Raw genomic sequence first — 14555 nt, 5'->3', positions numbered from 1 at the left:
TCACAGTCCCGATGCGATCAGATCGTGAAGTTCTTTTGCATCGAACTCGCGTTCGATCAGCCTGATCGAAACGATCCGGGCGAACTGGGCGAGTTCCGGATGAACGAACAGATCCGAAATCTGGATCGACACGCCGAGATCCTGCGACACCCGGCTGAGCAGCCGCACCGCAAGCAATGAGTGTCCGCCGAGCTCGAAGAAATGGTCATTGCGTCCAATCCGCTCGACGCCCAGCAACTCGCTCCAGATCTTCGCCAGCGCGATCTCGATTTCGTCCTCGGGCGCCGCATAGCGGCGCGCCGCTACGTCCTCGTCTGGCGGCGGCAGTGCTCGCCGATCGATCTTGCCATTCGGGGTCAGCGGCAGTTGCTCGAGCACCACGATTACCGCGGGAACCATGTAGTCGGGCAGCATGGCGGACAACGCCTGGCGCAGCGCCTGGCCGTCCAACGCCCGCTCGCCGCTGGCGTAGGCGATCAGCTGACGTCCCGCCCTCGTCTCGCGTGTCACCACGACGGCGGCGCTTACGCCGCGCTGCTCCAGCAAGCGCGATTCGATCTCCCCCAATTCGATCCGGAAACCGCGAATCTTCACTTGATGGTCCGCGCGCCCGACATATTCGATCACGCCGTCAGCCCGCCACCGCGCCAGATCACCGGTCCGGTAGAGACGCCCGCCGTCGCCGCCGAACGGATCCGGAATAAACCGTTCCGCCGTCAGTGCGCCGCGTTTCAGATACCCCCGCGCCAGCCCCACACCACCGATGAACAACTCGCCCGTTACGCCGGCTGCGACCATGTTGAGTTCAGCGTCGAGAATGTAGGCGGACCGGAGACCAACGGGCCGTCCGATTGGCGCGTATTGACCCGGCGTCAACGCAGCCTCGTCGACAGTCCATGCCGTCGGCGCGATCACGGTCTCGGTCGGACCATAGGCGTTGATCAGAAGACCGACATTGACGGCCCGACGAAACGTTTTGATTCCCGTATCCGACCAGGCCTCGCCGCCCACGATGCAGACTCTCAGCGAAAGGCGTCGGCCGCTATGCCGCAACGCTTCACTCAACTGGTCGGCATAGGCCGGAGGCAGGAAGAGTACCGTGACCGAATGACGCTCGATTTCGCCGACCAGGTCGTCGATCAGCAGACCTGGCCTGGACGGCAGGACGAGCGACCCGCCTGTCATCAGCGGCACCAGCCACCTTTCGTGGGCAATGTCGAAATTGATTGAAGCCGACTGGAATTCCCGGTCGCCGGCGTTCATGCCGTACAGCCGGCCGATCGCCTCGCAATGCATGGCGAGCGGCCCGTGCGAGACCGCTACTCCCTTCGGTGTTCCCGTCGAGCCCGAGGTGTAGATCACATAGGCCAGGCTGTCCGGATGGATTTCGACATCGAGGTTGCTCGCATCGTCACCGGCGCGCCACTGCTGCGGCTCGTCCAGACGCAAGGCCTCGACCCCGGTGTCGCGGAGCACTGGCGCAAGACGCTTGAGCGGCGCACTTTCCGTCAATACCAACTTGGTCGCACTGTCACGCAGCATGTGGGCGAGGCGATCGTCCGGATAGTCCGGATCGAGCGGAAGATAGGCGCCGCCGGCCTTCAAGACAGCCAGCAGCGCGACCATCATGTCCGGGCTGCGGGCCAGCGCCAGGCCGACCAGGCGATCCGGACCGATGCCCCACCGGCGAAGCCGTCGCGCCAGCCGGTTCGCGCGGGCGTTCAACTCACCATAGCTGACGGACGTCTCGCCCCACGCCAGCGCAACCGACGAAGGCGCCTGCGCGGCCCGCGCCTCGATCTGCGCGACGACGTCGATATGGGACGGCCGCGATGCCGCCAAGTTCGCGACGCCGCTCCAGTCCAGCAGCCGCCTTGCTTCATCGTTGTCGGGCAATCCGATATCACCCACCGGCCGCCCGGCATCGGCCACAACCTGCTCCAGCAATCCGTATAAGCCGTCTCGTAGACGCTGGATGCCGGCGCCGTCGAAACGGGCCCGGTCGTAGTTGAGCTCCAGATTGAGCGCATCCGCTCCGGCGAACACGGCAACCGCCAGCGCATAGTTCGTGGGCGTGACGTGCTCCACGCGTCCGAGACGAGGACCGTCCTCGCCGGTCTTCCGCAACGCCTCGTCGATCGGATAGTTTTCGAACACCAGGATGCTGTCGAACAGGGTCTGCCCGGCATGACCGGCCAGTCGCTGGATCTCGTATAGCGGCGTCCAGCCATGCTCGCGCAAGACCAGGTTCTGCTCCTGCAACTGACGCAGCCAATCGCCGACGCTGGCTTCCGGGCTTGGTGCGTCGACGATCGGCAGCGTGTTGATGAACAGGCCGACCATCTCCTCGGAGCCTGCCAGTTCCGCCGGACGGCCCGATACGGTCACCCCGAACGAGATTGCGCCTTGCCGCGAATGCCGCCGCAACAGTTGCGCCCACGCACCCTGAAGGAGCGTGTTGAGCGTCACCCGTTCCCGCTTCGCAAATGACTTCAGCCGTTCGGTCAGCTCGGCGCTTACCGCGAGCGCGATGCTGGCATGACCTGCGGCCTCCGGCACCATGCCGTTCGATGGCAGTGCATTCGCCAGCAAGGTCGGCGTATCAAGCTTTCCCAGCGCACCACGCCAGAACCTGGCTGCCGCTGCATGATCCCTGCCCTGCAGCCACGAGATGTAGTCGCGATAGTTGCCCTGCACCGTCCGCAGCGCGCCGCCGCTCATGTGCTGCAGCACCTCCGCAACCAGTCTCGCCGAGCTCCAGCCGTCGATAAAGATGTGATGATGGGTCCAGATCAGCCAGTGCCTGGCGTCATCGAGCCGGATCAAACGCACCCGCTGCAGCGGGGGGCGGGAGATATCAAAACCGCTTTCGCGCTCCCGGCGTGACGCGTCGGCCAGCGCGATTTCGAGCCGGCCGCTGCGCTCCAGCGCCACCGCCCGATCGCGCCAATCCTCCTCGACAAAGGGCACCGCCACTTGATGGTGCACGACTTGTTGCGCCGCGCCCGACAGCTGCTCCCAAACGAAGCCCGTGCGCAGCGCCGCGTGGCGGTCACTCACCGCCTGCCACGCCGCTTTGAGTTTGCCGGCATCGAAGCCAAACACTTCGATCCCGACCTGGTTTACATAGACATCGTCAACACCATCCCGGAGTGCGTGGAACAGCATGCCCTGCTGCATCGGCGAAAGCGGATAGATGTCCTCGACGCCGCGCAGGTCCAGCGTCGTGCCCAGCCGGTCGAGATCGGCTTGATTCAGGCCGGACAACGCAACGTCGGATGGCGTGAGAGCGGACGCGCCGCTGCAGCAATGCATCACCAGTTCGCGCAGGGCGGTCTCGTACATGTGCGCCAGCCGCTCGACCGTCTCCCGCCGATAGCGTTTGCGTCCATATCCAAAAGATAGAAGCAGACGTCCCTCACGCACCTGCCCCGTGACGTTCAGCCAGCCCCTGAGACGAGCAGCATCACTTCGTGATGCACCTGAACTCTCCGGTGCAAAGTCGAAGAGCGAGGACGCTCCCACGCTGCCATCAAACCGGCCGAGATAGTTGAACACGATCTGCGGTTCCGCCAGCCGGCCCAGAGCGTGGCGTTGCTCCTCGGAACCGAGATAGCGCAACACGCCGTAGCCAATTCCACGGATCGGGATGGCGCGAAGGTCTTCCTTGACCGATTTGATCAGTGAGGCGTCGTCGCTCGATCCACAATTGAACCGCACAGGGAAAGCTGTCGTGAACCAGCCCATCGTGCGGGAAACATCGGCTCCGGGAAATACATCCTCACGGCCATGACCCTCGAGTTCGATCGTCAAATCTTCGGGCCCGCCCCAGCGCGAGACGGCGCGCACCAAGCTCGCCAGCAACAGATCGTTGACCTGCGTCCGATAGGCGGATGGCGCTTCCTGCAGCAGCCTCGACGTCAATTCCGTATCGAGGACCAACGACACCTCTTCCCCGTCCCCGACGAGATCCGGACCACCATGATCGTTGTCGCATGGCAGAATTGTATCCGCTCCGCGCGCGAGCCAGAACGGCAGTTCGTCTGCTAGCGCCGGGGCGGCCGCATAGGCGTGTAGCCGTGCTCCCCACGACGCATAGGATTCGCTCTTCAGCGGCAGCGAAACGGTGTCTGCGCCCTGCTTTAGCTGGCCGTAAGCTGCGGCCAGGTCTTCCAGCAGCACCCGCCACGACACGCCGTCAACTGCCAGATGATGAATCGCGATCAGCACTCGTTGACTGCCGTCGGCGAGATCCATGGCTGCCGCGCGCAACAAGGGACCGGATGACAGCGATAGACTCGCCTGCACGGCGGACGCAATCGCCGTGACCTGCGCGGCGTCGCCGACATCCGTGCGAACCCACACCAATTCTGACGGCGCCGGCGCTGCGCCATATTCTGCCTGCCACGCGCGGTCTACCTGCTCGAAGCGTAAGCGCAACGCATCGTGGTGATCCACGACCGCAACGAGCGCACGTCGCAGCAACTCCCAGTCCAGCTGCGACTGCGGGACCAGCAGCACGGCCTGGTTCCAGTGATTCCGGTTGCCGGCGTCCTCATCGAAGAAGCGGGTCTGGATCGGCAGCAAGCAGTGCCCGCCGATTACGCGGTCGCTCTCGGCGATGGTCTCCGCCTTCGACTTCTCACTCCTTGCGACAGGCACCGCTGTGATCGTCGCTACCGTCGCCAGGCGTGCGATGGTTTGCTGTCCAAAGACCTGCTTCGGCGTCAGGCGAATGCCGCGCTTGCGCAGCCGCGCGATGATTTGCAGGCTGAGAATCGAATCGCCGCCGAGTTCAAAGAAATTGTCGTTACGGCCAATCTGTTCCCGGCCGAGCACCTCGCGCCAGATCGCAGCGATCGCCTCTTCGGTCTCTCCCTCGGGCGCTGCGTAGTTGGCGACGACCTTGTCTTGATCCGGCTCCGGCAGCGCCTTGCGGTCCACCTTGCCGTTTGGCGTGAGCGGCAGGCGGTCGACGAGCACGACGCGCGACGGCACCATGTATTCCGGCACGACGGCGGCCAACTGCTGCTTGATCGCGTCCACCGTCGGCGCCATGCCGGATCGGGCAACGCAGTATGCGACGAGTTCCTGCCGATCGGCGTCTCCGCCGATGGCGCAGGCGATCACCACCGCGTCATCGATCTCTTGCAACGCCTTGACCGCGCGCGCCACCTCGTCAAGCTCGATGCGGTAGCCACGCAACTTGATCTGATCGTCGCCACGGCCGAGGAACACCAACCGCCCCGACTGATCGCAACGAACCCGATCCCCCGTCCTGTAGAGCCGCTCTCCGGCCGGTCCGAACGGATTCGGCACGAAGCGTTCGGCGGTCAGGCCTGGCTGGCCACGATAGCCGCGCGCCAGCCCAGCACCTCCGAGATAGAGTTCACTGGCGACGCCGATCGGCACCTCGTTCAGCGCGTCGTCCAGCACATGTGCGCACAGATTGGCGAGCGGCAAGCCAATCGGAACCGGACCTGCCTCACCCGCAGGCTCCCATTCATGCGTAACCGCACCGACCGTCGTTTCCGTCGGACCATAGTGATTGAGAATCCGGCATTGCGGCCGCAATTGACGGATTGCGCTCAGCAGCGCTGCGTCGCAGGCCTCACCGCCGAGAATGAGGACATCGCGGGGCAAGAGATCGGCCGACCGTGACGCCTGCAACAGGCCGCGCAGATGGCTGGGCACGATCTTGAGGATGCCGACTTTGCCATCCCGCATCGCTTTCGCAAACAAATCCGCATCGAGGATGGCTTCCGGAGCCAATAGATTCAGCGTCGCCCCGGAGGCAAGCGCACCGAACAGCACGGTGTGACCGAGATCGGCCGCGACGGTAGAAACCATCGCCATGCTTGCACTCGGCGACGGCTGCACGCGTTGCAGCAGGGCCCGGACATAATTGGCCAGCGCACCGTGCGAAACCGCCACCCCTTTGGGAGTCCCTGTCGAACCGGACGTGTAAATCACATACGCGGTCTGCGCCGGATGGATCGCACGATCCGGAAGCGCGCTCGGCAACTCTTCAGAGCTCGCCTCGGCGTCCGCCTCGAGCACGAGGCAATCGAGCGTAAGCGCCACGGCCCGCTTCTCACCAGCCGCCAACACGATCTCGATCCCGCCATCCGCCAGGATGCCTCGTACCCGTTCCACCGGCCATTTCGGATCAAGCGGCACATAGGCTCCGCCGGCCTTCAGCACGCCGAGCAGCGCCGCCACGAAGGCCGGCGAGCGCTCGATCCAGAGCCCAACCGGCGTTTCCCGTGCCACACCCCTGGCAGCGAGGGTGCGGGCGATGTGATCCGACTTTCGCTCAAGGGCGACGAAGGTCAAAGTCTCGTCGCCGCACTGGATCGCAACCGCGGTTTGTCGATCGACTGTCGATACGCGATAAAGGCTTACCACATCGGTGAATCGAAACGCAGCAGTCTGGCTCGGCACCACCTGCCGGTTCGCACCATCGATCACGAAGTCCGATACAAGGCGTTCCGCATCTTCTGCGATCTGACGGAGCAGCGAGCCGAACTGTGCCGCCAGCCGCGAGATCGTCGCAGCGTCGAAGAGATCGGTGGCGTAGTTGAAGGTCGCCTTCATACCATTGGCACCATCGACGATATCAAGCGCGACATCGAAATGCGAACCCGCGAGGTCCAGGATGTCGATCTCGGCAGCAAGTCCTTCGACGCCGTCAAATCCACTCGGCGCCTTCATATAGTTGAACTTCGCCTGGAACAGCGGGTTGTGACCGCCGCTGCGCTCGGGCCGCAGGCCGTTGACCAGCGCCTCGAACGGAAGATCCTGATGGGACAGCGCTTCGATCACCGCTTCCTTGACCTGCCGGAGCAGATCCGGGAACGTCGCTCCATCGACGATCTCGGCACGCAGCACCAGCGTATTGACGAAACAACCGATCAAACGTTCGAGTTGTGCGTGGCGGCGTCCCGCGACGGGCACGCCGACGCGCAGATCGCTCTGGCCCGTATAGCGGAACAGCAGCGCCTGATACGCCGCGAGCAGCAGCATGAAGACGCTCGCGCGATGTTTTCCCGCGATCTCGCGGAGCCGGGAGGCCAGCGCGCCGTCGATCGCAAGGCCGATCGTATCTCCGCCATGGCTTTGCGCCGCCAGCCGCGGCCGGTCATGGGGCAGGCCGAGCACCGGGTGCGTGTCACCCAGCTTTGAGCGCCAATAAGCCAGCTGCCGGTCCGCCTCAGCTCCCGCAAGCCAATCGCGTTGCCAGCCTGCGAAATCCGTATACTGAATCATCGGCACTGGCGGTGGACCGACGTCCTTCCGGATGAAGCTGCGATAAAGTCCAGCCAACTCCTGGAGCATCACGTCGAGCGACCAGCCATCGACGACAATATGATGGGCAAGCAGCAACAACTCGTGCGCGTCGTCTGCGAGCTGCAACAGAGCCGCCCGCAACAGCGGTCCATTGACGAGATCGAACGGTTTGGCGAGTTCGGATCGACCGATCCCCGCGGCATGTTCGGCGCGGTCGCCCGCGGGATATGAACGGAGATCCTCGTGCCGGATGCCAACACTCAGGGACTCGTGAACTACCTGTCTTGCGCGGCCTTCCTGCGCGACGAACGTGGTGCGCAAGACCTCATGGCGCTGGACGATTTCCGCGATCGCCCGCGACAAGGCGGCATGGTCGAGCTTTCCTTTCAAACGGACCGTGCTAGCAACCGTGTAGGCCGTTCCGCCCGGGTCCATATTCCAGAGAAACCACAGCCGTTCCTGGGCATGGGACAAGATCCTGCGGCTTGCCGGCGCCGCCCGCTGGATCGGAGGGAGAGCTCGCCCCGCGCCTTCACCCACCAGAGTATCGATCCGCTCTGCGAAGGCTGCGAGCGTCGGCGCGTCGAAGAAGCTGCGCAATTCCAGCTCTACGCCGAAACGTTCGCGGATCGCGGCGGCGATCTGTCCGGCCGTGATCGAGTTTCCGCCCAATACGAAGAAATCGTCTTCCCGGTGGACCGCCTGCAGGCCGAGCGCGTCGCGCCAGATCGACGCTAGGGCACGCTCGGTATCGCCCGCCGGCGCCGTCAATATGGTGCCATCGCGACGACGCCCTCTTTCGAAGACCATGAAACTGTCGAGCGTGTTGTCGGCCCAACGCGCGCTGCAGGCCGAACGCTGCAGCTTCCCGCTGGTCGTCAGTGGCATCCCCTGCGGATTCAACAGGATGATGACAGCCGGATATTCCTGAGCCTGTCGAAGCACAGCCTCGCCGATGGCCTGAGCAAGAGCCTCGGGATCGCTGCGCTTGAGAACGACACGGCTGAACTCGGCCGCGACACCAATGCTTTCCCGTCCGTCGATCTCGACCGCAAAAGCAGCCACCCGGCCGCTGCGAACCAATTCGACGTCGGCCTCCACCGCCTGCTCGACGTCCGTCGGATAGACGTTCTGACCGCGAACGATCAGGAGATCCTTGAGGCGGCCGGTGACGACCAGCGTGCCGTCTCGAATGAAGCCGAGATCTCCGGTGCGCAGCCAGCGCGTGCCATCCCGCTCGACGAATGCCTTGGACGTGGCTTCCGGATTATTCCAGTATCCGAGCGCTATGCTGGGACCGGCGACCCAGATCTCGCCGGCCTCGTCAGTCTCTGTGACCGCCGATCCATCCGTGCGCATGATGCACGTGACGTGATCACCAACCGTTTGACCGCAGGCTACGAGATCGGTGCCTTCATCGGCGGTCGCAATGCGACCTGCCGCGAGTGCCTCTGTATCGAGCGTATAGCTGACGGCTTTGGTCGCTCGGTTGCCTGCCGTCACCAGCAGCGTCGCCTCAGCAAGACCGTAGCAGGCGGTCAGCGCCCGTTGATTGAAACCGGCACGCTCAAATCGTTCACCGAATCTCTGAAGCGTGGTCTTGCGGACAAACTCGGAGCCGGAGAACGCGAATCTCCAACGGCCCAGGTCGAGCCGTCCGATCGTTTCATCGGAAACGCGGTCGGCACACAACGCGTAGGCGAAATCGGGCCCACCGCTGATCGTTCCACCGTGACGATGGATAGCCTCAAGCCAGCGTCGCGGCCGCTCGAGAAAATTGCGCGGCGACATCAAGACAGCTGTAAAGCCGGTGAACAGTGGATTCAGCAATCCACCGATCAGCCCCATGTCGTGATAGAAAGGCAGCCAGCTGACGAATACGTCGTCAAGCGTTCCTGCTACGACGGCCTGGATGGCCTTCTCGTTAGCCGTCAAATTGGCGTGCGAAACGCAAACCCCCTTCGGTTGCGACGTCGATCCCGACGTGTATTGCAGGAACGCGACAGCATCCGCTGCGGGCTTTGTCTCTCGCCATTCCGCAGCGAACTCCGTCGAAATCGCATTGACCTCGATAATCCGGACATTGGTCGGATCGGCGAGCGCCGCTTCCACGACATCACGCAGATTTGTTTCCGTCAGAATGAAGCGCGGCGTCGCGTCGCCCAGAATCCCGTTGAGGCGACCCGCATAACGATCGGCAGCACCCTCAGGCGGATACGCCGGAACCGCGATCGCACCCGCATACAGACAGGCATAGAATGCCACGGCATAGTCGAGCCCGCTGGGCAGGAGGATGACTGCCCGCTCGCCCGCGCAGCCCAATTGTTGCAATCGGGACGCGACGGCGCGAATCCTTGTATCGAGGGCGGCGAAAGTCAATTCGCCGGCGACATCATCCCCTTCGAGAAAGCGCAACGCCACCCGATCCGGACGCAACGCCGCGTGGCCGCGTAGACGTTCGACGAGATTGTCTTGATACATTGTCTCGAAATCCAGTCCGGAAATCCTCGCCTCGCGGGCAGCAAGGGACGATCAGCTCTGCCGATGCGCTTCGGCCATGGCGACGATCACCTTGCGCGGCCCCTTGAACGGCGCGCGCGCATGGGCGGTGAGCATGTTGTCGAGCATGACGACATCGCCGGCCTGCCAGGGGAAGCTGATCTTGTGCGCCTCCAGCACGTTGCGCACGGTGGTCAGCGTCTCGTCGTCGATTGGCGTCCCGTCGCCGTAGAACACGTTGCGCGGCAGCTCGACCTCGTCGCCGACGACGTCGAGCAAGCTCTCACGCACCTCCGGCTCGAGATTCGAGACGTGAAACAAATGCGCCTGATTGAACCAGACCCAGTCGCCCGTTACGGGGTGACGCGCCGTGCCCTGGCAGATCTGACGCGTCCGCAGCTCGCCGTCTTGCTTCCATTCACAGTCGATGTCATGGCGGGCGCAATAGGCCTCAACCTCCGACCTGGACTCGGTGCCGAACACCTGCTGCCAGTCGACATCGAGCCCGTTGCCGTAGTTGCGGACATACATCACGCCCTTTTCGGCGAAACGCTCCCGAATGGCCGACGGCATGGCGCGATGGATCGCGCGGCTGTCGGCGATCGGCGTCTCTCCGCCCTCTTGTGCCGGCTGCATGCAATAGAACCAGATCTTCATCGGCCAATCCCTTGTATAGGCCTGCTCGTTATGCAGCGGAATATGCTGGTGCGGCGGGTATTCGGTGGACGTGTAGACGCCGGAAGTGACCTGCGAGCGCGGCGTCGATCCGAACTCGTAGCTGAGCAGCGGGTGGCCGAAATCGGCCGCGAAAGCCCGAAACGCGTCCGGGCCATCGAGGGAGAAGTCACGAAAGACGATGCCGCCGCAATCGGTCAAATGCCGGTCGACGGTATCGCGCAGCATCGGAAGCGCCGCGCCGAGCGGCTGCCCGGCCTTGTCGGCCTTCAGCAACAACGGAAGGCTCTTGCCCTCAACGAGTGGCTGGACTGAGAATGCGCTCATGATCCTTGCTCCAATGCGAACCAATCGACCGTCCCGATTGCCGGGCCAGGGCCGATCCGATCAGGTCAAGCAGTTCGGCTTGCTGCGTGTGAATGAAGAAGTGATGTCCCGGCAGCATGTCGAGCGCGAATTCGGCCGAGGTCTCCTGCTGCCAGGCTTCCAGCGATGGGCGGCTGGTCTCGTCGTCGACGCCGCCGAAGATGTGGACGGGACACGGCAAAGGACGCCGTGGCCGATAAGTATAGGCGCCACACATCAGGAAATCGGCGCGCAGCACCGGTAACGCCGATCGCATCAGTTCGGAGTTCGCCAGTGCTTCATCGGGCGTACCCTGAAGATTGCGCATCTCCCTCAGCAGCGCTTCGTCACTCAGCGGCAGGCGCCACTTGCTGCCGTCCCGAAGGGCCGGCGCCTCCGTGCCCGATCCGAAGAAAATGGCCGGCGCCGGTGCGCCGCGATCGAGCAGACTGTGGGTGACCTCAAACCCAATCAACGCGCCGAGGCTGTGCCCGAACAACGCATAAGGACCATCAAGCCGGGCATGGATCTCCGCGGCCAGTTGCGAGGCGAGTACGCGGGGATCCGTCGCCAATGGCTCGTCCATGCGCGCGCCGCGTCCGGGCCACTCGACCGGCCGGACGTCGATCCACGCCGGCAGCAGCCTGCGCCACCGTGCATAGAACATGGCGCTGCCGCCGGAGTAAGGCAGACAAAAAAGCCGCATCAGAAGACGGGCTCCGTTTTGCTAAGCCGACTTCGGCGCGGGAGCCGCTTCGTCCATGAATTTGCGCAGCGTCAGGGGACGCATGTCGGTCCACACCTGCTCGATGTGATCGAGGCATTCCTTCTTGGTGCCGGTCTTGCCCACCGCCGTCCAACCGTTTGGAATATCCTTGAACGTCGGCCAGATCGAATATTGCTCTTCGTGATTGATGACGACGGTGAAGGTGACGTCGTCTCTGTCAAAAACCATCATGGCCGGCACCTTTCAGAAAAACGAAGCAACGGCGTCTGACTAGGTCAGAAGCAAATGATGGTCAAAGCAATATCGGCGACGCAGTTTTTAATAGCTCCAAAGTGGAGCGTTGGCGAAAGATACAACCTCCGCGCAGCGATGGAGCGCTCGTGGCAACTGACTGATTTGCAAAGTGATCCGTATTTTGTCGAATTCTAATCGTCCAACCTGGAACATTCTTCGCTCTTGATAAAAGCGCACCAACTCCGGACTTTTTTTCATCACATTGTCATCAACTCTGCCGAATGCGAATGGCGCAACATCCGAACAGGAAAATGCCGCCGCGGATGGGGTCCGCGACGGCACTTGTTGTCGGCGATGAGAGCGGCGCAGCGTTCAGAAGTTGAACGTCGTCGACACCAGGTAGGTGCGCGGCGCCGCAAGGGTAATGACGCCGCTGTAGGCCGACGCCCAATAAGCCTTGTTGAAGACGTTCTCGACGTTGGCGCGGATCACGATCGGCTTGCCGTTCCACGGAGAAGTCAGGGTATAACGCGCTCCGAGATCAACCCTCGTCCATTCAGGGATGGACAGGGTGTTGGTCACGTTAGCGTACTGCGAGGCGGTATAGATCACCCTGCCCGTGAGCGTCAGGTCGCGCAACGGCGTATCCCACTCCGCACCGATGTTGGCGGTGAAGCCGGGAACGCCGACCGCCTTCCTGCCGTCGGTATTCACTCCGGCCACGGTGGGCGTGGCAACCTGTCTGCCGTCGATCAACGCCACGCCACCAAGTATCCGGAACTCGGGGGTTATTTCGCCGAACACATTGAGTTCGGTGCCGCGATTGCGCTGTCTGCCGTTAGGTAGCTGGAACTGGCCCCCCGCAAGAGTGACCGCAATGATGCTCGCCTGCTCGATCTCGAACATACTCAGGGTCGTGGTCAAGCGGCCCGTATCGAACTTCACACCAGCCTCGGCCTGAGTGGTCTTGCTGGGCGCGAACACGGTGCCCACGTTGACGAACTGGCCACCAACGACAGTCGGTGTCTGGAGTCCTTCGATGTGGTTTGCGTAAAGCGAGATATTCTCGACCGGCTTGACCACGAGGGCATAGGCCGGGGTCCACACGCTTTCAGACTGGAACGGCCGGTTCGGATTGGCCGGCGTAGCAAATACGTTGTTGACCTCGCTCCCTGCGGTCTGGCGACGGACACCGACGGTCAGCTGGACGCGATTGTTCCAAGTCGACATCGTATCGGATACGCCAAAGCTCGACAGATTCACGCGGGTGACCTGACTGGCGGACAATGTCGTGAAGTTGGGCTTCGGAATATTGGTCGGCTCGGTGTAGAGGTTCCAGAAAATAATGTCGGTCAGGGGATTAGCCGAACGCGTCCGGACCTTCTGGTCATAAGTTCGGTCGTTTTCCGAGTAGTTAAAGTTCAAGGCATGTCTGATGGGACCCGTATCCACCGTCGCACGAACGCCAGCCTCGCCCGCGAGCGTCTCGAACCTTTCCGCGCCGGTAAACGGTCGCGACCACAAGCCTCCCGCCTGCAACGTTCCCGGAGGAATCGTTACGGCACCCGGCGCGATATTGGAGAGGTTGGGCGAAGGATAGGCATAGTTGATGTTGCTGTCGTGATAACCAAAAGCCGCATAGGCGGTTAAGTTGTCGGCAAGATCCACCTCGCTCCTTACGGTCGAGAAAAAGTCCGTGGGCGCGTAATAGGCCCACGGAACCTGGAAATTGAACCCCGGCTTCGGCGGCGGAGGAATGAACTGCGTCGCGGCTGCGGCCGTGGTGCCCGGAAGAGTAAAGAAGCGCAACGGCGGATTCAGATTGTCGGCCTGATAGCCGACATCGACTTCCACGCGCGCGTTCGCGCCCCGATAATCAAGACCCAGGACAGCGTTGCCGAATTCGTCGGTCTGCCGGTTGAAGGGCGTGCCGCCGTTCGAATAAGTGCTGTTCAGCCGGACGCCCCACTCCTTGTGCTCGCCGTAACGCCGGCTGACGTCGGTGATTTGTCCGAACTGCGACCGGGAAACATAGCCCGCCGTCAGCCGCGTAATGTCGATGTCCGGAGCATGTTTGGTGATCAGATTGACGGTACCGCCGACGGCGCCGCCGCTCGTTGCACCGGTGCCGCCAACCGTCATGCCATTGAGCAAGGCGCTCGGACCCTTCAGGACCTCGACGCGCTCGACGAAATTCGCACCCGTGGAATAGTATGGTGCGATTCCGGCCAGGCCGTTCAAGCTGTAATCGCCGCTGTCGTAGTAGAAGCCACGGATAAATAGACCGTCGGAGCCGCCACCTGCCGGCTGTATCACTCTGACCGATGGATCGTTCGCCAGCACGTCGCGAATCGTGCGTGCCTGCTGATTTGCAATCAATTCCGCGGTGTAGCTGGTCTGGTTGAACGGCGTATTCATCACGCCGCGGTTGCCGAGAAGGCCGAGGCTTCCGCCCGTCGCCACCTGCCCGCCCGCATAGGGGGCTGGAGGTGCACCGAGAGCTCCGGTTGAAGGTGTCAGATACGGAACCGGTTCGACGCGGCGAGGCGCCGGCGCGGCGACGCGGCGTTGCACGCGCGACGTGGACGGTTGCGTTCTCCGTGCCGCGGGCCGCGCTCGCTGCTGCTGAGTCGGGGCATCCACCGTGACAGGCGGCAAGCTCTGCGCGAACGCTTTCTGACCACTGGCAAAATCGAGAGAAAGAGCAAGATAACTTACCGCGCCCAACGAAACAGCGCGCACAACATTTCTGGCCGCAATCTTATACGTCATACTTCCACCCCAA

General features: G+C 62.8%; 5 protein-coding genes. All 5 read right to left on the bottom strand.

Translation table 11 applies throughout. From position 1 onward, the window contains the following. The gene (locus tag JQ558_RS03350) at window positions 1–9771 is read right to left on the bottom strand and encodes a non-ribosomal peptide synthetase (protein WP_212292829.1); all 9771 of its coding nucleotides are present in this window, start codon (window positions 9769–9771) and stop codon (window positions 1–3) included. Window positions 9772–9822: 51 nt separating this feature from the next. Beyond that, entirely contained in the window at window positions 9823–10791 is a 969-nt protein-coding gene (locus JQ558_RS03345) for a TauD/TfdA family dioxygenase (RefSeq protein WP_212292828.1), read from the bottom strand. Further along, window positions 10760–11515 carry a thioesterase II family protein gene (locus JQ558_RS03340; protein ID WP_212292827.1) on the bottom strand — a complete coding sequence of 252 codons (756 nt, stop codon included), beginning with the start codon at window positions 11513–11515 and terminating at the stop codon, window positions 10760–10762. Before JQ558_RS03340 ends, JQ558_RS03345 begins: the two co-directional genes overlap by 32 nt. A 21-nt stretch (window positions 11516–11536) precedes the next feature. Beyond that, window positions 11537–11767: an MbtH family protein gene (locus JQ558_RS03335; protein WP_212292826.1), complete on the bottom strand. Its 231-nt coding sequence runs from the start codon at window positions 11765–11767 to the stop codon at window positions 11537–11539. Window positions 11768–12142: 375 nt separating this feature from the next. After that, window positions 12143–14542, bottom strand: a complete 2400-nt coding sequence (locus tag JQ558_RS03330) for a TonB-dependent siderophore receptor (protein ID WP_212292825.1) — start codon at window positions 14540–14542, stop codon at window positions 12143–12145. Between the last annotated feature and the right edge of the window lie 13 nt (window positions 14543–14555).

The sequence above is a fragment of the Bradyrhizobium sp. AUGA SZCCT0160 genome (genome assembly GCF_018130105.1).
In the GTDB taxonomy this organism is placed as follows: domain Bacteria; phylum Pseudomonadota; class Alphaproteobacteria; order Rhizobiales; family Xanthobacteraceae; genus Bradyrhizobium.
Note: the sequence above shows the minus strand (reverse complement) of the source record. Positions and strands in the feature narration are given on the sequence as shown.